Genomic DNA, 25,563 nt, shown 5'->3' on the forward strand with positions numbered 1-25,563 from the left:
CCGCTGAACAGTCACGACGCGGTCACGATCACCGCTTTGACACGGTTCGCGCTCTTGCCGACCCCACAGACCCGGCGTAGACCAGTCCCACGGGACAGCGCTCGAACGTTCGACGAGGGACGAAGAACGGGGCCGTAATGCACACCAGCATCAGCACCAGCCGCACCCGGACACGCAGGACCGCCCGCGCCGCCGCAGCCGCACTGGCGGGAGCGCTCGCGTTCTCGCTCAGCGCCTGCGGAGGCGACGACAACAGCGGAAACGAAGGCGGCGGCGGTACGGACGAGACCGCCACCACCGTCACCCTTCCCAAGCTGGACGGTGAGACCCTGGAGGTCGCCGCCGTCTGGACCGGCCCGGAACAGGCCAACTTCAAGAAGGTGCTTGAGGAGTTCGAGAAGCGGACCGGCGCCAAGGTGACCTTCGTGCCCGCGCAGGACCCGATCGTCAACTTCCTCGGCTCGAAGATCGCGGGCGGCGCGCCACCGGACATCGCGATGCTCCCCCAGGTCGGGGCCATCCAGCAGGCCGTGGACAAGGGCTGGGCCAAGCCGGTCGGCCCGGAGGCCCAGGAGCAGCTCAGCAAGAACTACTCACAGGGCTGGCAGGACCTCGGCAAGGTCGACGGCAAGCAGTACGGCGTCTACTACAAGGCCGCCAACAAGTCCCTGATCTGGTACAACACGCAGGTCTTCGAGAACGCGGGCGCCGAGGAGCCCAAGACGTGGGAGGACCTGCTCGCCACCGCGCAGACGATCTACGACTCCGGTGTCACCCCGTTCTCGATCGGCGGCGCCGACGGCTGGACGCTGACCGACTGGTTCGAGAACGTCTATCTCTCGCAGGCGGGCCCGGAGAAGTACGACCAGCTGGCCAAGCACGAGATCAAGTGGACCGACCCGTCCGTCACCGAGGCCCTGACCACGCTGGCGCAGATCTGGGGCAAGCAGGAGTACATCGCGGGCGGCGCCAGCGGCGCGCTGCAGACCGAGTTCCCGGCCTCTGTCACCCAGACCTTCACCGGCGGCGACCAGCCGAAGGCCGGCATGGTCTTCGAGGGCGACTTCGTGCAGGTCAACATCGCGGAGACGGACGCGGAAGTGGGCACGGACGCCAAGGTGTTCGCGTTCCCGAAGGTCGGCGACACCGAGCCGGTCGTCTCCGGCGGTGACGCGGCGGTGATCCTTCAGGACTCGAAGGCCGCGCAGGCCCTGGCCACCTTCCTCGCCTCGCCGGACGCGGCGACCATCCAGGCGAAGCTCGGCGGCTATCTGTCGCCGAACAAGAACGTGGACCCGTCGGCGTATCCGAACGCGGTGCAGCAGGAGATGGCCAAGTCGCTGGTCGCGGCCGGTGACGACTTCCGCTTCGACATGTCCGACCAGGCCCCGCAGGCCTTCGGTGGCACGCCCGGCAAGGGCGAGTGGAAGGCCCTGCAGGACTTCCTGAAGAACCCGAAGGACATCAAGGGCACCCAGGAACAGCTGGAGGCCGACGCGGCCGCGGCGTACGGAGACTGAGCCGAGCATGGCGTCGGCATCCACGGCAGGGGTCCCGCCGAGGAAGGCCGGGACCCCTCCCCGGAGTCGCAAGAGCGTGACCGGCACCCGCAGGACCGTGGCAGCGCTGTTCCTGCTGCCCGCCCTGGTGCTGCTCGGCGCGCTCGTGGTCTACCCGATCGGGTACTCGGTCGTCCGCAGCTTCTACGACCAGTCCGGCGACGGTTTCGCCGGATTCGACAACTACCAGGCCCTGTTCACCGACGACGGCATCCGTACGGCGCTGCAGAACAACATCATCTGGGTGGTGTTCGCGCCGACGGTCGCGACCGCGCTCGGGTTGATCTTCGCGGTGCTGACCGAACGGGTGCGCTGGGGCACGGCGTTCAAGCTGGTCGTCTTCATGCCGATGGCGATCTCGATGCTCGCGGCGGGCATCATCTTCCGCCTGGTGTACGACCAGGATCCGGACAAGGGCGTCGCGAACGCGGTGTGGGTGGGGGTGCACGACACGTTCGCCGAGGCGTCGGCGTTCCCGAAGGCGCACCCGGGCCGGGAGTCGCCGCTCACGGCGGATCAAGGCGGCTTCATCACCAAGGAACCCGTCAGCCTGGGCGAGCCGGTCAGCCTGCCCCTGGTGGGTGTCGCCCCCGACCAGATGCCCGACGACGCCGCGAGGGCCGTGGCGGCGCGACCCGACCCGGGCAAGGTCACCGGCACCACCTGGCAGGACTTCACGCGCGGCGAGGGCGTCGGCACCCTCGGCGCCCCGGACCCGTCCGAGCTGGGCTATCCCGGCATGAAGATCGAGGCGGTCAAGGACGGCGAGGTCGTCGCCTCGACCACGGCCGCCGCCGACGGCACCTTCACCCTCCCGGCCGCCGCCGACGGGGCCCAACTGCGGTTGCCCGGCGACAACTTCAGGGAGCCGTACAACGGCCTGGACTGGCTCGGCCCGTCGCTGGTCACGCCGGCCATCATCGGGTCGTACATCTGGATGTGGGCGGGCTTCGCGATGGTGCTGATCGCCGCCGGGCTGGCGGGGGTGCCGCGGGAGCTGCTGGAGGCGGCGCGGGTCGACGGGGCCAACGAGTGGCAGGTGTTCAGACGGGTCACCGTGCCGCTGCTCGCGCCCGTCCTCGCGGTGGTCACCGTCACCCTGATGATCAACGTGCTGAAGATCTTCGACCTGGTGTTCATCATCGCCCCGGGCTCCTCCCAGGACGACGCGAACGTGCTCGCCCTGGAGCTGTACCGCAAGGGCTTCTCCGAGGACCAGCCGGGCATCGCGAGCGCCATCGCGGTGTTCCTGCTGCTGCTGGTGATTCCGGTGATGTGGTTCAACATCCGCAGGCTCAGGCGGGAGGTGCGGCGATGACCACACAGACCGGGAAGCACACGGAGTCCGTGAAGGGCAGGGCGTCCCTCGGCTCACGCCTGGCGGAGGGCGTCAGCGGCGGTCTGGTCCGCGTCTTCCTGATCGTCGTCGGCCTGTTCTGGCTGGTGCCGACGATCGGTCTGCTGCTCTCCTCGCTCCGCACGCCCGCGGACATGAACGAGAGCGGCTGGTGGACGGTGTTCACCAAACCCGCCCAACTCACCTTCGACAGCTACGAGAAACTGCTGAACAACAGCGACATCACCAACTCCCTGGTGAACACGGTCCTGATCACGGTCCCGGCGACCGTGCTGGTCGTGGTCATCGGCTCGCTCGCCGGATACGCCTTCGCGTGGATGGAGTTCCCGGGCCGGGACTGGTGGTTCCTGGGCGTGGTCGGCCTGCTGGTGGTGCCCGTGCAGGTGGCGCTGATCCCGATCGCCGAACTGTTCGGCACCATCGGGCTGTTCGGCTCGATGCTCGGCGTGATCCTGTTCCACGTCGGTTTCGGTCTGCCGTTCGCGGTGTTCCTGCTGCGGAACTTCTTCGCGGAGATCCCGCGCGAGCTGCTGGAGGCGGCCCGGCTGGACGGCGCCGGTGAACTGCGGCTGTTCGCACGGGTGGTGATGCCGCTCGGCGGGCCCGCGATCGCGAGCCTGGGCATCTTCCAGTTCCTGTGGGTGTGGAACGACATGCTGGTCGCGCTGGTGTTCACCGACTCCGGCAGCCAGCCGATCACGGTGGCGCTGCAGACGCAGGTGAGGCAGTTCGGGAACAACATCGATGTGCTGGCGCCCGGCGCGTTCATCTCGATGGTGATTCCGCTCGCCGTCTTCTTCGCGTTCCAGCGGCAGTTCGTGTCCGGCGTGATGGCGGGCGCGGTGAAGTAACGGCAGGGACAACGACGTCGGGGCGGGCCGGGCAACGGTCCGCCCCTTCTCGTGCACGGCGACATCCCCCGCATGCCGTACAGAACGTAACCGGTTCACTCCATCGGCCGTTCCCGGGCAGAACGCCCGCGCAGGGACGAGCGGCAGCCGGTGCCGTCGGCCGTCGCATCACGGGCGAATCCCCCGGCAGCCACCAATCCGCAACCTTGTGGTCACTTCACCGTCACCGAAAGCCACCGACCGCCGTTCACCTACCGGGAGTCCGTATGCCCCGCAGCTCGTCGCGGCCCACTCCGACACGGCCGTCCACCTGGCGGCCTTCCGGGCGGCCCGGCCGCTCGGCGCCCGGTCCGCGGCGGGCCGCTCGGCGGGAATCCCACGGCCCGAGGCGCGCGCCTCCCGCCGAGCACGGATGACGAAAACGGAAAGAGCGCCATGCCCCGTTTCAGCATCATCGTCCCCTCGCACGGGGTCGAGGGCCGGCTGGCCCGGGCCCTTGAGTCGGTTCTGGCCCAGCCCTTCGGCGACTTCGAGCTGATCACGGTGTGTGACGAGCCGGAGGCTCACGCGGCGGACATCACCGCCGGGTACGCCGAGCGGGACCGCCGGGTGACACCGGCGTACTCCCCGCCCTCGGCCGGTCTGAGCGCGGCCCGCACGACCGGGATGCGGGCGGCCTCCGGCGCCTATCTGCTGTTTCTCGACGGTGACGACGTCCTCGTACCGGGGGCGCTGGCGGCGCTGGATGCCCGGCTGCGGGAGACCGGGCCGGTGGACGTGCTGCATTTCGAGCACGAACGGATGTCGGCGCGGGCGGTCGAGGAGCGGCTCCCGGCTCGCCTCAGCACCCTTCCGCCCGCCCCCGCAGGAACCTTCCACCCCGACGCGGCCCCGCGGCTCACGGTGGTGAACCGGCCCGTGTGGAGCGCCGCCTACCGGCGCGGTTTCCTGGCGGTTCACCAACTCGCCTTCCCCTACGGCCACTTCACGGACCTCGGGTGGGGCGGGGTGGTGACGGTGATGGCGGAGCGGGTGGCGGTGCTGCCGTCGGTGGTCGTACGGCATCTGGTGCGGGCGCCGGGGAGTCTGCTCGACGTTCCGGGTGAGCACCAGCTCGATCTGCTGGACCAGGTGGAGCTGGCGCTGTTCCAGGCCGGTGCCGAGCGGGTGTCGGCGGCGCGGGCGCGGGCGCTGTTCGACCAGCTGTTCGCCGTGGTGGTGGAGGTGGCGGCCGATGCGCGACGGCTGCCCGCGCGCCGACGGCGTGCCTTCTTCCGGCAGGCGGGTGCGCTGTACCGGCGTTACCGGCCCGCCGGGCACCGGCCGCCGGGGGTGCGGCAGTGGCTCCTGTGGGCCGGTGCCTACACGGCGTTCCGGGCGCTGCGGTGGCGCGAACGGTTACTCGATGACGAGCTCGACCGGGATGTTGCCGCGGGTGGCGTTGGAGTAGGGGCAGACCTGGTGGGCCTGCTCGACCAGCTTGCGGCCGGTCGCCTGGTCCACGGTGTCGGGCAGCTCGACGCGGAGGGTGACGGCGAGCGCGAAGCCCTCGCCCTGCTTGCCGATGCCGACCTCGGCGGTGACGGCGGCCTCACTCACGTCGACCTTGGCCTGCCGGCCGACCAGGCCGAGGGCGCTGGCGAAGCAGGCGGAGTACCCGGCGGCGAAGAGCTGCTCGGGGTTGGTGCCCTGACCGTTGCCGCCCATCTCCGCCGGTATGGCCAGCTGGAGGTCGAGCCTGCCGTCGGAGGAGACGGCACGGCCCTCGCGGCCGTGAGTGGCGGTGGCGACGGCGGTGTAGAGCGCGTCCATGGAGAAACCATCCCTCTCGAGTCGTGTACCGGCGGCCGGTCCGGCCAACCTGACACCGAGAGTAGAGCACACAATTCAATTGGGCACAACTGAATGGCGCGGGCGCGAGCTACCCTGGGCACATGACCTCCACGCCGACAGCGGACTGGCTCCGCCTCGACCAGCAGATCTGCTTCTCCCTGAACGCGGCCTCGCGCGCCTTCGGCGGGGTCTACCGGGTGATCCTCAAGGAGCTGGGGCTCACCTACCCGCAGTACCTGGTGATGCTCGTGCTGTGGGAGCACGGCGACCTGCCGGTGAAGAGGCTGGGCGAGCGGCTGCGCCTCGACTCCGGCACGCTGTCGCCACTGCTCAAGCGGCTGGAGGCGGCCGGTCTGGTACGCCGGGAGCGCAGCGTGCGCGACGAGCGCTCGGTGGAGGTGCGGCTGACCGAGGAGGGGGTCGCGCTGCGCGAGCGGGCGCTTCAGGTACCGCGCCGGATCATGGCGGCGACCGGGTTCGACGTCGACGAGATCCGCGCGCTGCGCGCCCGCCTGGACGAGCTCACGACGGCGCTCGACGCGGCGGCGCAGGCGGAGGCGGCGGCGGAAGCGACGACTGTGGAGTCCCGGTGAGGCCGGGGGTGCCGGTGGTCGGCACGGAGCCTCCGGCCGGGTCGAGCTTGCTCCTTGTGGCGTCCGGCACGCTCGCCATGAGCGCCGTGGTGTCCGCAGCCCCCGCCCTGCGGACATAGAGCCGCAGCGTCGCGCCCTCGCGTACGTGCTCCCGCCGGGGCCCGTACGGCACGAACTGCTCCCTCACCACGCCGAGCTTCACGCGCTCGGCGGACTCCCGGGGGGACCGGCGCGCCCGCCACGCATGCGGCTCGGCCACCACCCACAGCCGGTCGAGCCCGGCGAGCCTGCGGCGCAGTTCGGCGGCGTCGACCTCCTGCCCGTACAGCGTCCCGGACTCCGGTGCGGGCACCCCGAGCGCCACGTCCCACACGCCCCGGAACGCCTCCGGGTAGGCCAGCGCGGCCCGCCGTCCGATGGCCGGCAGGAACAGCACCGGGTCACCGGGGCTCAGTTCGCGCGCGGCGTCGGCGGAGACGGTGGCGAGGTTGTCGGCGCGTACAAAGGGCGTGCGGTCCTGGCGGTGCAGGGGGAACTGGTGGGCGAACGCCAGCCCCACCGCGAGGACGCCGGTGACCGTGGCCAGGGGGGAGCGCCCGACGCCCCGCACCAGCCGGTCGGCCCCGGCGGCGGCCAGGAGCGGCGCCCCGGCGAGCGCGTACAGGACGTACCGGTCGTCGTACATCGGCTTGATCTGCGACACCGCGATCAGCGTGAGGGGCGGCACGGTCACCAGGGGCAGGGCGACCCCGACGAGGGACGGGCGCCTCCCGGGGGGCGTCCCACGTCCCCGCCCCGGCCACAGCGCGACGGCGATCAGGACGACGTACGCCCAGAAGACCTCCGTCTCCCACCCCGTGAACGACCGCAGCAGCCGCTCCACGCTGCCCATGCGCGGCACCGGCAGCCACGCCACCTGCCCGGCCTGCGTGCAGGAGACGACGACCAGCGGCACCAGCGCCAGCACCGCCGCCCCGGCCGCGCGCCCCCACCGCCCCCACACGGCACGCGGCACGCGCGCGTGGGCCAGTGTCAGCGCGTGGGCGAGGAGGAGGAGTACGGCCAGTTCGTGCAGCAGGCAGGTGACGGCGACGGCGAGCCCGTACGGCCACCAGGCGGCCCCCGCGACCGCCCGCACCAGCAGCAGCGTCGCCCCGGCCGCGCAGGCGGCGACGAGCGCGTACGAGCGCCCCTCCTGGGCGTAGTGGCCCGCCATGGGTGTCACCGCGTACAGCAGCCCCGCCCAGAGGCCCACGCGCGGCCGGGCCAGCCGTGAACCGAGGGCCGCGACCAGACCGGCGGTGACGGCGGCCGCGCACACCGACGGCAGACGCAGGACGACCTCGTCGGCGCGGAGGACGAGGAGGGGGTGCATGAGCAGGTAGTACAGGCCGTGCACGGCGTCCACGCTGTGCAGAAGGCGCCAGATCTCCGGTAACGAGCGCCGGGCGACCTGGAAGGTGACGGCCTCGTCGCGCCACATCCCGCCCCGGTCGAGGCCCCACAGCCCGATGCCGAGCATGACGAACGCGGGCATCGCGACGACCGCGACGCCGACCTGGCTGATTCCTTTCGTTTCCGGCTGCCCGTTCATCACGAGGACAGTTTGTACTATTTACTGATGATTGCAGAGGATTGACGGCGTATCGGCGTAGATATGACCTTCCTACGGATTACGATCCGCCGGTGATGAGACGTCACCCTCTCGCTCTCGCCACCGCCTGGCTCGCCACCCGCGCCCTGATGCTGTGGCTGCTCGCGCACAACTCCCAGCCCCTGCTGGGCCACGGGGCCGTGGCGCGCGAGGTGTGGGTCACCTATCACCGCTGGTACGAGGCGCTCGCCCGGGGCGCCTTCCCGGCCGACGACCCCCTGTGGCAGTACCCGCCGGGCGCTGGCCCGGTGCTGCTCTTCCCGGCGCTGCTGCCGGGCCTGACGTACTTCCGGGCGTTCGTGGCCCTCACCCTCGTCGCCGACGCCGTGATCGCCCTGGCGCTGACACGCGCGGGGACACGCCCCGGCCGCACGCGCCTCGGTGCCGCCCTCTGGATCCTCGCGCTCCCCCTGCTGCTGCACATCCCGCTGGCTCGTTACGACGTGCAGGTCACGGCCCTTGCCGTCATCTCCCTGTTGACGCCGGCGCGCTCCACGCGCGCGTGCGGTGTGTTCGCGGCACTGGGGGCGCTGGTGAAGGTGTGGCCGGCCCTGGTGCTGCTGGGCACGCCGAAGGGGCGGGCGAGCAGGTCGGCGTGGGCGTGGGCGGCGGTGTCCGGGACGGCCGTGCTGCTGCTCCTGTGCGTGTTGTTCAACCATCCCCTCGCCTTCCTGTCCCAACAGGGCGAGCGGGGGGTGCAGATCGAGTCGTTCGGCGGCACCCTGCTCGGCCTCGCGACGCACGCGGGCTGGCCGGGCGAGGTGCGGTACCAGTACGGGGCGATGGAGTTCACGGGCCCGTACGTCGCCGCCGTGGCCACGGCGTCGCTCGCGCTCACCGCGGTCGCCTTCGTCCTCCTCCTGCTGTGGCGGCTGAGGGCGCGGGCGGACGCCTTCGGCGAGGCGGTGCCGTACGACGCGGCCCTGGCCGCGGTGCTGCTGTTCACCGTCACCAGCCGGGTGATCAGCCCGCAGTACATGATCTGGCTGCTCGGCCTGGCCGCCGTGTGCCTGACCTCCCGGCACACCACTCAGCGCCCGGTGGCCGTGCTGCTGGTGGCGGCGACGGCGGTCAGCGCGGTCGCGTATCCCGGGCTGTACGCCGAGGTCGTGCACAGCACCTGGACCGGCTGCGCGCTGATGGTCGTACGCAACGGACTCCTGGCGGCGGCGGCCGCCCTCTCGTTCACCCGCCTGTGGCGTACGACGGTGTCCGTGAACGGAACCGGTACCACCTGCGTCAGTGGTCGTACGAAGAGCGACGATCGCGAGGCAGGCGCCCCGTCACCTGCTTCACTGTGAGGCGGACGGCTCACAGGGCAACGGACGAGGGGACGGCCGCACATGACCTGGCTGATCACCGGCGGCGCGGGATACATCGGGGCGCATGTCGTTCGGGCGATGACCGAGGCGGGCGAACGGGCGGTCGTGTACGACGACCTGTCCACCGGCATCGCGGAGCGCGTCCCGGACGGCGTCCCCCTGGTGGTCGGCTCGACGCTGGACGGCGAGCTGCTGGGCCGGGTGCTCACGGACCACCGGGTCACCGGGGTCGTCCACCTGGCGGCGAAGAAGCAGGTCGGCGAGTCGGTGGACCGCCCGCTGCACTACTACCGGGAGAACGTCGAGGGCCTGCGGGTCCTGCTGGACGCGGTCACGACGGCGCGGGTCCCGTCGTTCGTCTTCTCCTCCTCGGCGGCGGTGTACGGCATGCCGGACGTGGACCTGGTCACCGAGGAGACGCCGTGCGTGCCGATGAGCCCGTACGGCGAGACGAAGCTGGCCGGAGAATGGCTGGTGCGGGCCACGGGCCGGGCCACCGGCCTCGCCACGGCGTCCCTGCGCTACTTCAACGTGGCGGGCGCGGCGAGCCCGGAGCTGGCGGACGTGGGTGTGTTCAACCTCGTCCCCATGGTCTTCGAGAAACTCACCGAGGGCGCTGCTCCGCGCATCTTCGGCGACGACTACCCGACCCCCGACGGCACCTGCATCCGCGACTACATCCACGTCGTCGACCTGGCCGAGGCCCATGTGGCGGTCGCCCACGCCCTGCGGGCCTCCCCCGGCCGCGACCTCACCCTCAACATCGGCCGCGGCGAGGGCGTCTCGGTCCGCGACATGATCGACCGCGTCAACGCGGTCACCGGCCACCACCGCCCCCCGACCGTCACCCCGCGCCGCCCCGGAGACCCCGCCCGCGTCGTCGCCTCCGCCGACCGCATCACCACGGAGCTGGGCTGGAAGGCCCGGTACGACGTCCAGGACATGATCGCGTCGGCCTGGGAGGGGTGGGTGCGCAGGCATCCGGGGGCGGCGCTGGGCTAGCGGGCGGCGGGTGAACGACGCCCACGGCCGGACCGACTCCGAGCACAGCGACCGACTCCGAGCACCCGACCGGTTCCCCGCGCCCGACCAGTTCCCCGCGCCTGACCGATGCTCACCACCCCCCCCCAGCGCCTGACCGATGCTCACCGCCCGGCCGACGCCGACCGCACGACCGCACGACCGCACGACCGATGCTCATCGCCCGACCGGTTCCCAGCGCCGGGCCGACGCGCACCGCCGGGCCGACCCCCACCGCCCGGCCGACGCCCACCGCCCGGCCGATTCCCAGCGTCTGACCCGTGCGCTGGGTGCCGTCGTCGGCTCGGCCGTCGGCGACGCCCTGGACGCACCCTTCGAGTTCGGCGCCCGAAGGGGGCGTCTCCGCCCGCTTTCCCCGGCCCGGGCAGGGCGGAGAGATGCCGTGACGGGCGGGCTCGCCGTAGCGGTGTACGGCATCGACGCGATCCCCGGCCGGTGCACCGAGCCCCTGCACGTGCCGCTGCCCGGCTTCGGCGAGCGGGTGCTGCGGACGCCGGAGCTGACGGAGCTGGCTCGCCGACTGAGTGGCCAGGGCGTCTCCCGCGCGCGGGGTGCCCCCGCGGTCACAGCGCCTTGAGGGCCGCCGCGGTCGAACGGGCCAAAGACGCCAGATACCCCTTGGGCAGCTTCGGGCTGCGGATCACCACCGAGCGCCAGTACAGCGGGCCTGAGATGAGGTCCAGGGCGAGGTCGTGGTCGTAGCCCGGGCCGACCTCGCCGCGCTGTTCCGCCGCGGCCACGATCTTGCTGGCGACGCCCTCCTGGCCCTCGCGCAGCGCCTTCTGGAGGGCGTCGGCGATCTCGGGGTTGCGGGCCGCCTCCGCCTGGAGGTCGGGGATGATCTGCGAGGCCACGGGGTGGCGCAGCGCACGGGACGTCACCTCGTAGAGAAGCCGCAGGTCTGCCTCCAGCGAGCCGGTGTCCGGCGCGGGCAGGCCCTGTACCGCGATCGCCGAGACGACGTCCAGGACGAGGTGCAGCTTGGAGCGCCAGCGCCGGTACACCGCGGTCTTGCCGACCCCGGCGCGGCGGGCGATGCCCTCGATCGACATCCGCGCGTAGCCGACGGCCGCGAGCTCCTCGAAGACGGCGGCCCGGATGGCTTCCGTCACGTCCGCCCGGAGCACGGCCGCCCCCGCGGGGGCCCGGCGGCGCGGTCGCGGCTGGGGCCCGTCGGCGTTCGTCGTCATGCGGACCAGCATAGGGCGTTACGACGAAACGGTTGCGTTCCGACGTTCGATGGGCCTACGCTCACGTTGCGACGATACGGTCCCGTCCCGACGTAAGAGAACGTCCGGAAACGCGTGAGAACGTGAAGAAACCCGTGAGAAACGGCGGAAAACGCTTGCGCGGGCCGTGACGCCGCACCCCCACCCCCCGACCGAAAGCAGCGGATGTGAGCCAGGTCCTCGACACACCGCCCCCGACGACGACCCGCACCACGACCCCGGCCGACGACGACCTCGCGGCCCTCGCCGCCCGCCACGGCCTCACGGTCAGCGGCGCCCGCCCCTCCCTGCCCCAGTACGTCCGCCAACTGTGGGCCCGCCGCCACTTCATCGCGGCGTTCTCGACGGCCAAGCTCACCGCCCAGTACAGCCAGGCGAAGCTCGGCCAGGTCTGGCAGGTGATGACCCCGCTGCTGAACGCGGCCGTCTACTACCTGATCTTCGGCGTGCTGCTGCAGACCAAGAAGGGCGTGCCGGACTACGTCCCTTTCCTGGTCACGGGCGTGTTCATCTGGACCTTCACCCAGAGCTCGATCCTGGCCGGCACCCGCGCCATCTCCGGCAACCTCGGCCTCGTCCGCGCCCTGCACTTCCCGCGCGCGGCCCTGCCGATCTCCTTCTGCCTCCAGCAGCTCCAGCAGCTGCTGTTCTCGATGGCCGCCCTGGTCGTCATCCTGCTTGTCTTCGGCGTCCCGGTCGCCGCGTCCTGGGTGCTGGCGATCCCGGCCCTGATCCTGCAGTTCACGTTCAACGCGGGCGTGTCCATGATCATGGCCCGGCTGGGCGCCAAGACGCCCGACATCGCCCAGCTGATGCCGTTCGTGCTGCGCACCTGGATGTACGTCTCCGGCGTGATGTGGAGCATCGACCACCTGCTCAGCCGGCACAACAGCCTGCCCGGCTGGGTCGGTCCCGTGCTCCAGGCCAACCCCGCCGCCGTCTACATCGACCTGATGCGCTTCGCGCTGATCGACAGCTTCCACGCGAGCCAGCTGCCCGACCACGTCTGGATGCTCGCCACGGGCTGGGCCCTGCTCGCCGGTGTCGGCGGCTTCATCTACTTCTGGAAGGCTGAGGAGACGTACGGCCGTGGCTGAGAACCCGAACGACCCGACCCCCACCGTCATCGCCGACCACGTCGACATCGTCTACCGCGTCAACGGCACCGGCGCCGGCCGCGGCTCCGCCACCGCCGCCCTCAACCGCATCCTGCGGCGTAAGCACACCGAGAAGGCGGCCGGCGTCCGCACCGTGCACGCCGTCCGGGACGTCTCCTTCGTCGCGTACAAGGGCGAGGCCATCGGCCTGATCGGCACCAACGGCTCCGGCAAGTCGACCCTGCTCAAGGCCGTCGCCGGTCTGCTCCCCGTGGAGAACGGCCGGATCTACACGGGCGGCCAGCCCTCCCTCCTCGGCGTCAACGCCGCCCTGATGAACGACCTCACCGGCGAGCGCAACGTCCACCTCGGCGGCCTCGCCATGGGCATGAGCCGCGAGCAGGTCAGGGAGCGCTACCAGGAGATCGTCGACTTCTCCGGCATCAACGAGAAGGGCGACTTCATCACGCTGCCCATGCGCACGTACTCCTCCGGCATGGCCGCCCGGCTGCGCTTCTCCATCGCCGCCGCCAAGGACCACGACGTCCTGCTCATCGACGAGGCCCTCGCCACCGGCGACCGCTCCTTCCAGAAGCGCTCCGAGGCCCGCATCCGCGAGCTGCGCAAGCAGGCCGGGACGGTCTTCCTGGTCAGCCACAACAACAAGTCCATCCGCGACACCTGCGACCGGGTGCTGTGGCTGGAACGCGGTGAGCTGCGCATGGACGGGCCGACGGAGGAGGTCATGAAGGAGTACGAGGCCTTCACCGGGGACAAGAAGCCCAAGCCCAAGGCGGCGCCGAAGGTGCCTCAGCCGTCCTGACCCACGCCGCACGCGCGAGGGCGCCCCGAGCCGTTTCCGGCCTGGGGCGCCCTCGGTGTCGTACGGGCTTACGAGCGCAGCCTTTACGACTGCAGGCTTACGAATACAGCCTTATGAGTGCAGCCTTACGAGTGCAGCCTTACGAGTGCGTCCGCAGCAGCGTCCGCATCGTCCGCATCGCCACCGACAGGTTCGCCAGGTCGAACGACTCCGAGCTCTGGATCTCCTCCAGCGTCGTACGCGCCCGCCCCAGGAGCGCCGCGTTCTTCTGCTCCCACACCTTGAACCGCTGCTCCGGCGTCGCCGAGCCGTTGCCCACGGCCAGGACGTCCGACGTGACGGCCGCGTGGGCGGCGTACAGGTCCTCGCGGATCGCCGCGCGGGCCATCGACTGCCAGCGGTCGGTGCGCGGCAGGGCGCTGATGCGGTCCATCAGCTGGGTGATGGTCAGCCGGTCGGCGAGGTCGTAGTAGACCTCGGCGACATCCATCGGCTCCCTGCCCATGCGGTCGGCCACCGAGACGATGTCGAGCGTCGGGAAGGCGGAGGAGAAACCGGCCACCGGAGTGGCGAGTTCGTCCGGGACGCCGGCGGCGGTCAGCTCGTCGTAGATCTTCTGCCACCACTCCAGGTCCGCGCCGCGCAGCAGCTTGGGCAGCTGCGCCCAGACCTGTTCGACGCGCTCGGCGAAGAAGTCGACCGTCTCGGCGAGCTGCAGCGGCTGCGGCCGGTTGTTGAGCAGCCAGCGCGTCCCGCGCTCGACGAGCCGCCGCGAGTGCAGGCGGATGCGGGTCTGGACGGCGGCCTCGACCTTGTTGTCGAGCGCCTCGACCCCGTCCCACACCGGCGCCTGGCGGAAGATCACGCGGGCCGCGGTCTGCGCCCGGACGATCTCCTCCAGCGAGGCGCCGGTCTCCTCGCGCAGCCGGTGCAGATATGTCGTACCGCCCGTGTTGACCGTGTCGTTGACCAGCACGGTCGTGGTGATCTCACGGCGCAGCGGGTGGCTGTCGATGTGCTCGGGGAACTGCTCGCGCAGCGGGGCCGGGAAGTAGCAGTGCAGCAGCTCGCGCAGGTACGGGTCGTCCGGCAGCGAGGTGTGCAGCAGTTCCTCGGCGACCGTGATCTTCGTGTACGCCAGCAGGACGGCCGTCTCCGGGCCGGTCAGGCCCTGGCCCTGGGCGAGCCGCTCGCGGATCTGGCGGTCGGTCGGCAGGAACTCCAGCGCCCGGTCGAGGTGGCCCTCGCGCACCAGGTGGCGCAGGAAGCGGTGCTGGGCGTGGAGCATGTCCTTGGACTGGGCGAGGGCGTTGGCGATCGCCGTGTTCTGCGCGTAGTTGTTGCGCAGCACCAGGTGGCCGACCTCGTCGGTCATCTCGGCGAGCAGCTTGTTGCGCTGCTTGACGGTCATGTCGCCGTCCGCGACCAGGCTGTTGAGCAGGATCTTGATGTTCACCTCGTGGTCGGAGGTGTCCACGCCCGCGCTGTTGTCGATGGCGTCGGTGTTGACCTTGCCGCCGTGGTGCGCGAACTCGATCCGGCCGAGCTGGGTCAGGCCCAGGTTGCCGCCCTCGCCGACGACCTTGACGCGCAGGTCCTTGCCGTCGACGCGGATGGCGTCGTTGGCCTTGTCGCCGACGTCCGCGTGGGACTCGGTGGAGGCCTTCACGTACGTACCGATGCCGCCGTTCCACAGCAGGTCCACCGGCGCCTTGAGGATCGCCCGCATCAGGTCGGCCGGGGTCAGCTTGGTGACCTTGTCCTCGATGCCGAGGGCGGCGCGGATGTGCGCGTTGACCGGGATGGCCTTGGCGGTGCGGGGGAAGACGCCGCCGCCCGCCGACAGCAGGTCGGTGTTGTAGTCGGCCCAGGACGAGCGCGGCAGCTCGAACAGGCGGCGGCGCTCCGCGTACGAGGTCGCCGCGTCCGGGTGGGGGTCGATGAAGATGTGCCGGTGGTCGAAGGCGGCGACCAGCCGGATGTGCTCGCTGAGCAGCATGCCGTTGCCGAACACGTCACCCGACATGTCACCGATGCCGACGACCGTGAAGTCCTCGGCCTGGGTGTCCACGCCCAGCTCCCGGAAGTGCCGCTTGACCGACTCCCAGGCGCCGCGCGCGGTGATTCCCATGCCCTTGTGGTCGTAGCCCGCGCTGCCGCCGGAGGCGAAGGCGTCGCCGAGCCAGAAGTTGTACGACTCGGCCACCTCGTTGGCGATGTCCGAGAACGTCGCCGTGCCCTTGTCGGCGGCGACCACCAGATAGGTGTCGTCCTCGTCGTGCCGGACGACGTCCGGCGGCGGGACGACCTCGCCCGCGACCATGTTGTCGGTGATGTCGAGCAGCGCCGAGATGAACGTCTTGTAGCTGGCGATGCCCTCCGCCATCCACGCGTCCCGGTCCACGCCCGGGTCCGGCAGCTGCTTGGCGACGAAGCCGCCCTTGGCGCCGACCGGCACGATGACGGTGTTCTTCACCATCTGTGCCTTGACCAGGCCGAGGATCTCCGTACGGAAGTCCTCGCGGCGGTCCGACCAGCGCAGGCCACCGCGCGCGACCTTGCCGAAGCGCAGGTGCACACCCTCGACGCGCGGCGAGTACACCCAGATCTCGAACGCCGGGCGCGGCGCCGGCAGGTCCGGGATGGCCTGCGGGTCGAACTTCATCGACACGTACGCGTGCGGCTTGCCGCCCCGCGCCTCCTGGAAGAAGTTCGTGCGCAGGGTCGCCTTGATGACGGTGAGGAAGGACCGCAGGATCCGGTCCTCGTCGAGGCTCGCGACCTGGTCGAGGGCCGCGTCCAGCTCCTCCAGCAGGGCGTCGACGATCTCGCGTCCGGCGCGCTGCCGGTCCGGCGACATCCGCGCCTCGAACAGGGAGACGAGCAGCCGGGTGGTGTGGACGTTGTTGCGGAGGGTGTCCTCCATGTAGTCCTGGCTGAAGGTCGACCCGGCCTGACGCAGGTACTTCGCGTACGCGCGCAGCACCATCGCCTGCCGCCAGGTCAGCCCGGCGCTCAGCACGAGCGCGTTGAAGCCGTCGTTCTCCGCCTTGCCGGTCCAGGTGGCGGCGAACGCGTCCTGGAACCGCTCGCGGGCGTCGTCGCCGAAGTAGTCGGTGCCGAACTGCGCCTTGGGCATGCGCAGGCCGAAGTCGTAGATCCAGGCCACGCTGCGGTCGGCGCAGCGCAGCTCGTACGGCCGCTCGTCCATCACCTCGACGCCGAGCCGGTTGAGCACCGGCAGCACGCGGGACAGGGAGACGGCCTCGCCCTTGCGGTAGATCTTGAAGCGGCGCTCGTCGGGGCCGGCACCCACCGGCTCGTACAGGCTGAGCGCGAAGTCGTTGTCCTCGTTCAGCCGTTCGAGATGGCCCAGGTCGGCGACCGCCGCGCGCGGGCTGTGGTCGGCCTTGTAGCCCTCGGGGAAGGCGCTGTGGTAGCTGCGCAGCACCTGGGCGGCGCGCTCCTCGCCGACCTCGGCGTTGAGCGCCTCGGCGAATCCGTCCATCCAGGAGCGGGCGGCCTCGACCAGGCGGGCCTCGATGCGTTCCCTGTCGGTGTCGGACAGCTGCGGCAGCTCGGTGCCCTGCGGGACGCGCACCACGAAGTGCAGCCGGGAGAGGATCGACTCAGTGTTCCAGGCGGTGAAGTCGACGCTGATGCCGCCGAGTTCCTCCTTCAGGATGTCGATGATCCTGAGCCGGACACCAGTGGTGTAGCGGTCGCGGGGGAGGTAGACCAGGGCCGAGTAGTAGCGGCCGTACTCGTCCTGGCGCAGGTAGAGCCGCAGCCGCCGCCGCTCCTGCAGATAGAGCACGGAGGTGACGATGGCCTGCAGCTCGTCGACCGGGGTCTGGAACAGCTCGTCGCGCGGGTACGTCTCCAGGATCTGCAGCAGGTCGCGCCCGTCGTGGCTGTTGGGCGAGAACCCGGCGCGGTTCAGCACCTCCTCGACCTTGCGGCGGATGACGGGAACCCGGCGGACGGACTCGGTGTAGGCGGCGGAGGAGAACAGGCCCAGGAAGCGCCGCTCCCCCACGACGTTGCCCTGCTCGTCGAACTTCTTGACGCCGATGTAGTCCAGATACGACGGCCGGTGCACGGTCGCGCGGCTGTTCGCCTTGGTCAGCACGAGCAGCCTGTGCTCGCGGGCCTTGGCGCGGGCGTCGGCGGGCAGCCGCTCGAAGGACGGGCTGACCGGGTGGCTCTCGCCGGTCTCGTGGTGCGGGTCCGCACGCAGTATGCCGAGGCCAGTGCCTGGGACAGCGGCGAGGGAGTCGTCGTCGCGCAGCTCGTACTCGCGGTAACCGAGGAACGTGAAGTGATCGTCGGCCAGCCAGCGCAGCAGCTCGCGGGCCTCCTCGATCTCCTGCCGCGGCAGGTCGTCGGCGACGGGCTCCTCGGGCAGGCCCTCGGCCATGCGCAGCGCCGCGTCCCGCATCTTGCCCCAGTCCTCGACGGCCTCACGGACGTCGGACAGGACGCGCAGCAGATCGGCGGTGATCTGCTTCAGGTCCGAGCGGTCGGTCTCGCGGTCGATCTCGACATGGATCCATGACTCGACGTGCGCGTCGTGCGGGAGGTCACCGGTGGGCGGGGTGGTGAGCACCTCGATGAGCTTGCCGGTGAGATCGCGGCGCACCACCATCTGCGGGTGGATGACGACGTGGATGCCGCGGCCCTGCCGGGTCAGCTCGTTGGTGACGGAGTCGACCAGGAACGGCATGTCGTCGGTGACGACCTCGACGACGGAGTGGCTGCACGTCCAGCCGTTCTCCTCGACCGTCGGGGTGTGCACCCGGACGTTCGCCGTGCCCTGGGGGCGGTTCTCGGCCAGTCGGTAGTGCGAGTAGGCGGCTCCGAAGACGTCGACCGGGTCGCGGTCGGTGAGGTCTTCCGGGGCGGTGTGCAGGTAGTAGCGCTGGAGGAACGCGAGCACGGCGGCCCGGTCCGGGGTGCCGTGTTCCGTCGTCCCAGTCGGTAGGTGCCCCCCGACCGGGCTGTTCTCAGCAACCCGGGCGGCCCGATCGAGCAGCTCGGCCTTGGCTTCGTCCAGCTTGGTCTGCATTGTCCTCTGGCTCCTGTCGCGCGCCGTTGCGTGACGTAGAAGGAAGTACGGTCTCCGGCCTTCCGACGCGACGCCGTGACGCGGGGTGTCCGGTCCGTTCCGACGCTATGCCGCAAGGTGAGATGAGCGGGGGGTTATCAGCCATTTCCCACACGCCCGGGGAATGTGACGCTGCTCTCGACGGCGTCCGCTCCCGGGGTGTGTGCGGCACCGCGGAGCCCTCGAAAGCCCCGCCCCGCCCGCGAAGACCAGCGACTGCCGCCCGGACACGGATGTCTCCCATGCTCCCCGGGCGCGGGGCAGGGACACCGAGGCCCCCGCGACTTATCGCGCTGATCACGCCACAAGGCTATCGCTCCTTACCGGGGGCCCGTCATGAGCCGTATGTGTACAAAACCGGGGGTGGAACTTTGACAGTCTGCACAGGGGCAGGGGGGCGGACAGCGTCGTATCCGACACACTGGCACCAGCACCCCGCGGCGAAACGGGCTGCGCGCCCATCCCCAGCACGCGCGCCCTGTCCGTCCGAAAATCCGGCGCGTCCCCTAGGCAAGCCCGCGGCCCCGAGGCACGTTGGCAGTGGAACCCAAAGCACCCACAAAGCCACCTCAAAGGGGAGCAACCCCCATGACCGCCAAGATCCTCATCCTCACGGGCGACGCGGCAGAGTCCCTGGAAGTCCTCTACCCCTACCAGCGCCTGCGCGAGGAGGGCTACGAGGTCCACATCGCGGCCCCCACCCGCAAGAAGCTGCAGTTCGTCGTCCATGACTTCGAACCCGGTTTCGACACCTACACCGAGAAGCCCGGCTACACCTGGCCCGCCGACCTCGCCTTCTCGGAGGTCGACCCGGGCCAGTACGCCGCCGTGGTCATCCCCGGCGGCCGCGCCCCGGAGTACCTCCGCAACGACCCCGAACTCCGCAAGATCCTCAAGTCCTTCTTCGACGCCGACAAACCCGTGGCCCAGATCTGCCACGGCCCCCTCCTCACTGCCGCGATCGACAGCCTCCACGGCCGCCGCGTCACCGCGTACCCCGCGCTGGAACTCGACATGCAGGCAGCGGGCGCCACCTTCAAGGACACCGAGGCGGTCGTCGACGGCACCCTGGTCTCGTCCCGCGCCTGGCCGGACCACCCCGCGTGGATGCGCGAGTTCCTGAACGTACTCCGCGCCAAGGCCCCGGCGACCTGACCCCACGTCCCCGTAAGGCGACGCGGCGTCACAGCAGGCGCCGCGCCGCCCCCCGAACCCAGGCCCGGCCCCGGCCCCGGCCCCGGCGACCACGACGACAGTGGCCCGGACCACTCAACCAGCCACGACGACACCACCCGGACCACTCAACCAGCCACGACGACACCACCCCGAACCGCTCAAGCAGCTATCTCCTCCGCCAGAGCGACCGCCTCCGCCAGCGAATCCACCACCGGCACCCCCGCCTCCGCCAGGCTGGCCCGCCCGTGCGACCCGCCGGTGTAGAGCACGGCTTTCGCTCCCACATGCCGCGCCGCCACCGCGTCATCCGCGGCATCCCCGATCACCACCGTGCGGGACGGGTCCACCCCAGCGAGCGCAGCCAGATGCCGCACCATGTGCTCGGCCTTGCTGCCCCCGGACGGCCCGGTCCGGCCGTCGACCCGTATGAAGTGCGGCTCGATTCCGAACCCGCGCACCAGCGGGACGAGTTCGTGATGCACGTACATGCTGAGAATCGACTGACTGCGCCCGCCCACCGTCCAGTCCACGAGCAGCTCCTCCACTCCTTCGGTCAGCGCACACCGCACCCGGTGCTCGGCGTAGTACCGATGGAAGGTCTCGTCCATGACCAGCCACTCGGCGTCGGTCGGCAGCCGCCCCATCAGCCGCTCGTAGAACTTCGGCACCGGCACGCAGTACAGCGCCCGGTACTGCTCCAGCGTGATCGGTTCCAGCCCCAGCTCGGCGAAGGCCGCGTTCGTCGCCCCGATGATCGCGTCATTGTCGTGGAACAGCGTGCCGTTCCAGTCCCACACAATGTGCGAAGCTCCCTGCATCCCCATGCCCAAAAACCTACCCGCCCCCACTGACAATCAAGAGATCCCCAGGTCAGCGCGGTACGACGGACGGTGGTCCGCGCGGCGTGACGGGCTTGGATCAGCGCGACACGACGGGTCCGCGGTCCGCGCGGCACGACGGGCCGGCGAGCGGGCAGGGCACATCGCCCGGCGGGACCGCGGCGCTCAGGTCCCGCGCGGACGGGGCGGGTGCAGACGGGGCACGTGCGGCCGCGGCACTCAGGACCGGCACGGACAAAGCGCTTGGCACCGGCTCGGACAACACCCTCAAGGTCGGCGCGGGCACAGCGCCCGAGTCCCGTACGGACGTGACGCTCAGTGCTGGCGCGACACAGCCCTCAGGCCCAGCACGGATACAAGCCCCCAAGCCCCCTGCGGCCACGGCACCCAAACCCGGCACGGAGACCGCGCTCAATCCCCCTGCGGCACGGCGCACCCCCAGACCCTCGGCACGGACACCGCGCCCAACCACCCTGCGGCACGGCACCCAAACCCAGCACGGACACCGCACCCAAGCACCTGCGGCACGGCACCCAGACCCGACGCAGCCAATGCCCTTCGGGCCAACCCGGACACAGCCGCCACCGCCGACGCGGCAGCGCCCTCAAGTCCGTACGGACGGACGCGGAGGCCCGCGCCCTCAGTCCCCCAGCCCCACCAGATTCGGGATTTCCTGCGTCGCGTACCACAGCAGCTCGTGATCCTCGGCCCCGTCCACGACGAACTGCGCGTCGTCGTCCCCGGCGTCCGCCGCCTGCAGGGCCTCCGCCGCGGCGGCCACGTCGGCCTCCGTCTCCGCCGCGTCGACATGCACGGACGCCACCTTGGCCAACGCCACGGCACCGGCGACCCGCACCTCCCCCAGCGCCGCCGGATCCAGTCCCCGCCCGGGCTCGGCGCTCGCCTGCCCGTCGGGGACGTCGACGGCGACCACGACGCGTCGCCGCGGCGCCCCCGGGTCCGCCGCGAGCAGCCGCAGCGAGGCCAGCGCGGCCCGGCTCAGCGCCGCGTACTCCAGCTCCTCGATGTCGTCGGAGAGGTACCACTCACGCAACGCGGGCGTGACGGCGTACGCGACGAGCGGCCCGGCCCCCACCTCGCCCGTCTTGTACGCCTCGGCGAGACCGGGGAGGGTCAGAGGGACGTAGACGCGCATGGCTGGCCGCTTTCGTGGTCGGAGGGCTCCACAAGCCCGCGGTGAAGGGCCTTCAGGATACGTGCGGGGGTCCCCTTTCGAGTCCCTCCCCACGCTCCGGGGAGCGTCCACCCCACGCCGGAAATTCACCCGGCCCGCCCCCGCGTTCACGGGCTTTCAGGCCCGCCAATCACCCGGATAGGTGAAGTTTCCCGGCCCCTCGGCCCCGCGCCCGTCGGCTTGCCGCCGCACGAACCAGCCCCGTACAAGATCCCCAACAGCAAGTTACTGCCCGGTACCCACCGCGTGGCCACCCACCGCGTGGCCGGGCCCAGCGAAACGGGGATCCCCATGAACAAAGTCATGACCAGGACCGCCCAGCACCACGCCGCCTCCCGTCCACCGACCCGCCGCGACACCCGCCGCCCCGCCGGCGGCCCACCCCGCTCCCGGGGCACCGGCCCAACCCGGACGACGCCCTCCGCCACCCGGCCCGCCACCGCCCCGACCCGGACGACGACACCCTCCGCCACCCGGCCCGCCACCGCCCCGACCCGGACGACGACACCCTCCGCCACCCGGCCCGCCACCGCCCCGCAGCTCCGCCCCACCGACCTCTTCGCCGACCGCCTGCTCCTCGTCCTCAGCGGCCAGCGCCCTGTCCACGCCATGCTCCGCCACACCGTCGGCCCGGCCTACGACGACCTGGCCCGCCTCGCCGAACACGGCCCCCTGCGCACCCGCGGCCCCCGCCCCGTCATCCGCGACATCGGCTACTTCGAACCCCGCCCCGGCGCCATCGAGGCCTTCGCCCGCATCGGCACCGGCGACCGTCTGCGCGCCATGGCGTTCCGCCTGGAACTGGGCCGCGACCACCGCTGGCGCTGCACGGCGGTGGAACTCGGCGGCCCGCGTCCAGGCCCCACGGACGCCGGCTGATCCCATGCCGAAGGGCCGGACACCCTGAGGTGGCCCGGCCCTTCATGCCGTCCGCCAAGGCGCCGCAGGCACCCGCACCGTCACTTCTTGCGGCGCCGACCGCCCTTGGCCTGCTTGCGGCGCTCCGCGCGCGTGAGGCCGTCGGCCGCCGAGCGCACGGGCTCGCCGTCCTCAGTGAAGTCGCCCTCGATGGTGCCGCCCTCACCGTCCACGGTCGGCGCGGTGAAGTGCAGGTTCCGCCGCTGCGGGGCCTCCAGGCCCTTGGCGCGGATCTCGGGGCGGGGCCCCGCCTGCGCGGGCACCGCGTCCTGCTTCTCCAGGGTCGGCCTGGCCTCCTCGACGGGGACCTCCTCGACCTGCTGCTCGACCTGGACCTCCAGGTTGAACAGGTAGCCGACGGACTCCTCCTTGATGCCCTCCATCATGGCGGTGAACATGTCGAAGCCCTCGCGCTGGTACTCGACCAGCGGGTCCTTCTGCGCCATCGCGCGCAGGCCGATGCCCTCCTGCAGGTAGTCCATCTCGTAGAGGTGCTCGCGCCACTTGCGGTCGAGGACCGACAGCACGACCCGGCGCTCCAGCTCACGCATGATCTCGGAGCCGAGCTGCGCTTCACGCGCCTCGTACTGCGCGTGGATGTCGTCCTTGATGGACTCGGCGATGAAGTCGGCGGTGAGCCCGGCGCGGTCACCGGCCGCCTCCTCCAGCTCCTCGATGGTGACCTTCACCGGGTAGAGCTGCTTGAAGGCGCCCCACAGCCGGTCCAGGTCCCACTCCTCGGCGAAGCCCTCGGCGGTCTCCGCGGCGACGTAGGCATCGATCGTGTCGTCCATGAAGTGCTGGATCTGCTCGTGCAGGTCCTCGCCCTCCAGGACGCGGCGCCGCTCGCCGTAGATGACCTCGCGCTGCCGGTTGAGAACCTCGTCGTACTTCAGGACGTTCTTACGGGTCTCGAAGTTCTGCTGCTCGACCTGCGACTGGGCGGACGCGATCGCGCGCGTGACCATCTTGTTCTCGATGGGCACGTCGTCCGGGACGTTCGCCATCGACATCACGCGCTCGACCATCTGCGCCTTGAACAGCCGCATCAGGTCGTCACCGAGGGAGAGGTAGAAGCGGGACTCACCCGGGTCGCCCTGACGGCCGGAACGACCGCGCAGCTGGTTGTCGATACGACGGGACTCGTGCCGCTCGGTCCCCAGCACGTACAGCCCGCCGAGCGCCTTGACCTCTTCGAATTCGGCCCGCACCGCTTCCTCGGCGCGCTTGAGCGCGTCGGGCAGGGCGTGGGCCCACTCCTCGATGTGCTCCTCCGGGTCGAGGCCGCGCTGGCGCAGCTCGGCCTCGGCGAGGTCCTCGGGGTTGCCGCCGAGCTTGATGTCCGTACCACGACCGGCCATGTTGGTGGCCACCGTCACGGAGCCCTTGCGGCCGGCCTGGGCGACGATCTGCGCCTCACGGTCGTGCTGCTTGGCGTTGAGCACCTCGTGCTGGATGCCGCGCTTGCTGAGCTGCTGCGAGAGGTACTCCGACTTCTCGACCGAGGTGGTGCCGACCAGGATCGGCTGGCCCTTCTGGTGCTTCTCGGCGATGTCGTCGACGACCGCGTCGAACTTGGCGACCTCGGTGCGGTAGATCAGGTCCGACTGGTCCTTGCGGATCATCGGCCGGTTGGTCGGGATCGGGACCACGCCGAGCTTGTAGATCTGGTGGAACTCGGCGGCCTCGGTCATCGCCGTACCGGTCATGCCGGAGAGCTTCTTGTAGAGGCGGAAGAAGTTCTGCAGGGTGATCGTGGCGAGCGTCTGGTTCTCGTCCTTGATCGGCACCCCTTCCTTCGCCTCGATCGCCTGGTGCATGCCCTCGTTGTAGCGGCGACCGGCGAGGATACGGCCGGTGTGCTCGTCGACGATCATGACTTCGCCGTCGATGACGACGTAGTCCTTGTCCTTCTTGAAGAGCTCCTTGGCCTTGATGGCGTTGTTCAGGTAGCCCACCAGCGGCGTGTTCACCGACTCGTAGAGGTTGTCGATGCCCAGCCAGTCCTCGACCTTGGAGACACCGCTCTCGTGGATGGCGACCGTGCGCTTCTTCTCGTCGACGTCGTAGTCGCCGGTCTCCTCGATGCCCTTGAGCGGCTGGCCGGGCTCACCGCGCTTGAGGCGCGTGACCAGCTTGGCGAAGTCGCCGTACCACTTGGTCGCCTGGTCGGCCGGGCCGGAGATGATCAGCGGCGTACGGGCCTCGTCGATGAGGATGGAGTCGACCTCGTCGACGATGGCGAAGTTGTGGCCGCGCTGGACCAGTTCCTCCTTCGACCACGCCATGTTGTCGCGCAGGTAGTCGAAGCCGAACTCGTTGTTCGTGCCGTACGTGATGTCGCACGCGTACTGCTCGCGGCGCTGGGCCGGCGTCATGTTGGCCAGGATGCAGCCGACGTTCAGGCCCAGGAACTTGTGGACGCGGCCCATCATCTCGGAGTCGCGCTCGGCCAGGTAGTCGTTGACCGTGATGAGGTGGACGCCGTCGCCGGACAGCGCGTTCAGGTACGCGGGCAGCGTGCCGACCAGGGTCTTGCCCTCACCGGTCTTCATCTCGGCGACATAGCCGAGGTGCAGGGCGGCACCGCCCATGATCTGCACGTCGTAGTGCCGCTGGCCGAGAACGCGCTTGGCGGCCTCGCGCACCGTGGCGAACGCCTCGGGCAGCAGGTCGTCGAGGCTCTCACCGTCGGCGTACCGCTGCTTGTACTCATCGGTGAGGGCCCGCAGCTCGGCGTCGGAGAGGTCGACGAAGTCCTCTTCGATGGAGTTGACCTGGTCCGCGATGCGGTGCAGCTTGCGCAGGATCTTGCCTTCGCCTGCACGCATGATCTTCGAGAGGACGGACACGGGGGTTGGTCTCCTTGCCGGTCGGGCCTGGGACGGTCGGTTTTCCTTCTGACGTACTGAGCAACGGCCATCGTATGCGAGGACCCGGCCACGCCGGGAGGCCTGCCGTGACGACGA

Annotated in this window: 17 protein-coding genes and 2 pseudogenes; 12 read left to right on the top strand and 7 right to left on the bottom strand. The window is 70.7% G+C overall.

Annotated elements, in window-relative coordinates; genetic code table 11:
• Positions 1-137 precede the first annotated feature (137 nt).
• From KWI83_RS26120 to KWI83_RS40065, 4 genes and pseudogenes are all read left to right on the top strand, one after another.
• Positions 138-1,520, top strand: a complete 1,383-nt coding sequence (locus KWI83_RS26120; protein WP_218516823.1) for an ABC transporter substrate-binding protein — start codon at positions 138-140, stop codon at positions 1,518-1,520.
• A 76-nt stretch (positions 1,521-1,596) separates the two neighbouring features.
• Positions 1,597-2,877: a carbohydrate ABC transporter permease gene (locus KWI83_RS26125; RefSeq protein ID WP_218516824.1), complete on the top strand. Its 1,281-nt coding sequence runs from the start codon at positions 1,597-1,599 to the stop codon at positions 2,875-2,877.
• Positions 2,874-3,767 (top strand): carbohydrate ABC transporter permease, encoded by an 894-nt coding sequence (locus tag KWI83_RS26130; protein WP_218516825.1) that lies wholly within the window; start codon positions 2,874-2,876, stop codon positions 3,765-3,767. Before KWI83_RS26125 ends, KWI83_RS26130 begins: the two co-directional genes overlap by 4 nt.
• Positions 3,768-4,202: 435 nt before the next feature.
• Positions 4,203-4,520, top strand: a pseudogene (locus tag KWI83_RS40065) (glycosyltransferase family 2 protein); the annotation flags it as partial.
• 645 nt (positions 4,521-5,165) lie between these two features.
• Here KWI83_RS40065 and KWI83_RS26140 read toward each other — a convergent pair.
• Entirely contained in the window at positions 5,166-5,579 is a 414-nt protein-coding gene (locus KWI83_RS26140; RefSeq protein WP_218516858.1) for an organic hydroperoxide resistance protein, read from the bottom strand.
• A 122-nt stretch (positions 5,580-5,701) separates the two neighbouring features.
• Here KWI83_RS26140 and KWI83_RS26145 point away from each other — a divergent pair, with 122 nt between their 5' ends.
• Positions 5,702-6,193, top strand: coding sequence for a MarR family winged helix-turn-helix transcriptional regulator (locus KWI83_RS26145; protein ID WP_218516826.1), 492 nt, complete (start codon positions 5,702-5,704; stop codon positions 6,191-6,193).
• Here KWI83_RS26145 and KWI83_RS26150 read toward each other — a convergent pair.
• A complete protein-coding gene (locus KWI83_RS26150) occupies positions 6,123-7,787 on the bottom strand; it encodes a glycosyltransferase family 39 protein (RefSeq protein WP_218516827.1) in 1,665 nt (554 codons plus the stop codon). The genes KWI83_RS26145 and KWI83_RS26150 overlap by 71 nt on opposite strands.
• 95 nt (positions 7,788-7,882) lie before the next feature.
• On the opposite strand from KWI83_RS26150, the gene KWI83_RS26155 reads away from it, so the two are divergent.
• The 3 genes and pseudogenes from KWI83_RS26155 to KWI83_RS26165 all read left to right on the top strand — a co-directional run.
• Positions 7,883-9,148, top strand: a complete 1,266-nt coding sequence (locus tag KWI83_RS26155; protein WP_218516828.1) for a glycosyltransferase family 87 protein — start codon at positions 7,883-7,885, stop codon at positions 9,146-9,148.
• A 42-nt stretch (positions 9,149-9,190) separates the two neighbouring features.
• Positions 9,191-10,171, top strand: a complete 981-nt coding sequence (gene galE / locus KWI83_RS26160) for a UDP-glucose 4-epimerase GalE (RefSeq protein WP_218516829.1) — start codon at positions 9,191-9,193, stop codon at positions 10,169-10,171.
• Positions 10,172-10,589: 418 nt separating this feature from the next.
• A pseudogene (locus KWI83_RS26165) lies at positions 10,590-10,787 on the top strand (ADP-ribosylglycohydrolase family protein); the annotation flags it as partial.
• On the opposite strand, the gene KWI83_RS26170 reads toward KWI83_RS26165, so the two are convergent.
• On the bottom strand, positions 10,774-11,400 hold the full coding sequence (locus tag KWI83_RS26170) for a TetR/AcrR family transcriptional regulator (RefSeq protein WP_256362814.1): 627 nt from the start codon (positions 11,398-11,400) through the stop codon (positions 10,774-10,776). The pseudogene KWI83_RS26165 and the gene KWI83_RS26170 overlap by 14 nt on opposite strands.
• A 206-nt stretch (positions 11,401-11,606) precedes the next feature.
• Between KWI83_RS26170 and KWI83_RS26175 the strand changes: the two genes are divergently transcribed.
• Positions 11,607-12,536 (top strand): ABC transporter permease, encoded by a 930-nt coding sequence (locus KWI83_RS26175; protein WP_218516831.1) that lies wholly within the window; start codon positions 11,607-11,609, stop codon positions 12,534-12,536.
• Complete coding sequence (locus tag KWI83_RS26180; protein WP_218516832.1) at positions 12,529-13,359, top strand: ABC transporter ATP-binding protein; 831 nt, start codon at positions 12,529-12,531, stop codon at positions 13,357-13,359. Before KWI83_RS26175 ends, KWI83_RS26180 begins: the two co-directional genes overlap by 8 nt.
• Positions 13,360-13,498: 139 nt before the next feature.
• Here KWI83_RS26180 and KWI83_RS26185 read toward each other — a convergent pair whose 3' ends face one another.
• Entirely contained in the window at positions 13,499-18,427 is a 4,929-nt protein-coding gene (locus KWI83_RS26185; RefSeq protein WP_218516833.1) for an NAD-glutamate dehydrogenase, read from the bottom strand.
• Positions 18,428-19,054: 627 nt separating this feature from the next.
• Between KWI83_RS26185 and KWI83_RS26190 the strand changes: the two genes are divergently transcribed.
• A complete protein-coding gene (locus tag KWI83_RS26190; protein WP_218516834.1) occupies positions 19,055-19,621 on the top strand; it encodes a DJ-1/PfpI family protein in 567 nt (188 codons plus the stop codon).
• Positions 19,622-19,800: 179 nt separating this feature from the next.
• On the opposite strand, the gene KWI83_RS26195 is transcribed toward KWI83_RS26190, so the two are convergent.
• Together KWI83_RS26195 and KWI83_RS26200 are read right to left on the bottom strand one after the other, a co-directional pair.
• A complete protein-coding gene (locus KWI83_RS26195) occupies positions 19,801-20,466 on the bottom strand; it encodes an HAD family hydrolase (RefSeq protein ID WP_218516835.1) in 666 nt (221 codons plus the stop codon).
• A gap of 655 nt (positions 20,467-21,121) precedes the next feature.
• The gene (locus KWI83_RS26200; RefSeq protein ID WP_218516836.1) at positions 21,122-21,637 is read right to left on the bottom strand and encodes a hypothetical protein; all 516 of its coding nucleotides are present in this window, start codon (positions 21,635-21,637) and stop codon (positions 21,122-21,124) included.
• A 330-nt stretch (positions 21,638-21,967) separates the two neighbouring features.
• On the opposite strand from KWI83_RS26200, the gene KWI83_RS26205 reads away from it, so the two are divergent.
• Entirely contained in the window at positions 21,968-22,555 is a 588-nt protein-coding gene (locus tag KWI83_RS26205; protein ID WP_218516837.1) for an Rv3235 family protein, read from the top strand.
• 80 nt (positions 22,556-22,635) lie between these two features.
• Here KWI83_RS26205 and secA read toward each other — a convergent pair whose 3' ends face one another.
• Entirely contained in the window at positions 22,636-25,446 is a 2,811-nt protein-coding gene (gene secA, locus KWI83_RS26210; RefSeq protein WP_218516838.1) for a preprotein translocase subunit SecA, read from the bottom strand.
• Positions 25,447-25,563 lie beyond the last annotated feature (117 nt).

This window comes from Streptomyces sp. TRM70350 (genome assembly GCF_019219825.1).
GTDB lineage: Bacteria > Actinomycetota > Actinomycetes > Streptomycetales > Streptomycetaceae > Streptomyces.

Bases quoted from the DNA above. Each gene is read 5' to 3' on its own strand.
- KWI83_RS26140 (WP_218516858.1), bottom strand. From the start codon at position 5,579: ATGGACGCGCTCTACACCGCCGTCGCCACCGCCACTCACGGCCGCGAG.
- KWI83_RS26195 (WP_218516835.1), bottom strand. From the start codon at position 20,466: ATGGGGATGCAGGGAGCTTCGCACATTGTGTGGGACTGGAACGGCACG.
- KWI83_RS26205 (WP_218516837.1), top strand. From the start codon at position 21,968: ATGAACAAAGTCATGACCAGGACCGCCCAGCACCACGCCGCCTCCCGT.
- KWI83_RS26150 (WP_218516827.1), bottom strand. From the start codon at position 7,787: ATGAACGGGCAGCCGGAAACGAAAGGAATCAGCCAGGTCGGCGTCGCG.
- KWI83_RS26145 (WP_218516826.1), top strand. From the start codon at position 5,702: ATGACCTCCACGCCGACAGCGGACTGGCTCCGCCTCGACCAGCAGATC.
- KWI83_RS26200 (WP_218516836.1), bottom strand. From the start codon at position 21,637: ATGCGCGTCTACGTCCCTCTGACCCTCCCCGGTCTCGCCGAGGCGTAC.
- KWI83_RS26190 (WP_218516834.1), top strand. From the start codon at position 19,055: ATGACCGCCAAGATCCTCATCCTCACGGGCGACGCGGCAGAGTCCCTG.
- KWI83_RS26170 (WP_256362814.1), bottom strand. From the start codon at position 11,400: ATGACGACGAACGCCGACGGGCCCCAGCCGCGACCGCGCCGCCGGGCC.
- KWI83_RS26185 (WP_218516833.1), bottom strand. From the start codon at position 18,427: ATGCAGACCAAGCTGGACGAAGCCAAGGCCGAGCTGCTCGATCGGGCC.
- galE (WP_218516829.1), top strand. From the start codon at position 9,191: ATGACCTGGCTGATCACCGGCGGCGCGGGATACATCGGGGCGCATGTC.
- KWI83_RS26120 (WP_218516823.1), top strand. From the start codon at position 138: ATGCACACCAGCATCAGCACCAGCCGCACCCGGACACGCAGGACCGCC.
- KWI83_RS26130 (WP_218516825.1), top strand. From the start codon at position 2,874: ATGACCACACAGACCGGGAAGCACACGGAGTCCGTGAAGGGCAGGGCG.
- KWI83_RS26155 (WP_218516828.1), top strand. From the start codon at position 7,883: ATGAGACGTCACCCTCTCGCTCTCGCCACCGCCTGGCTCGCCACCCGC.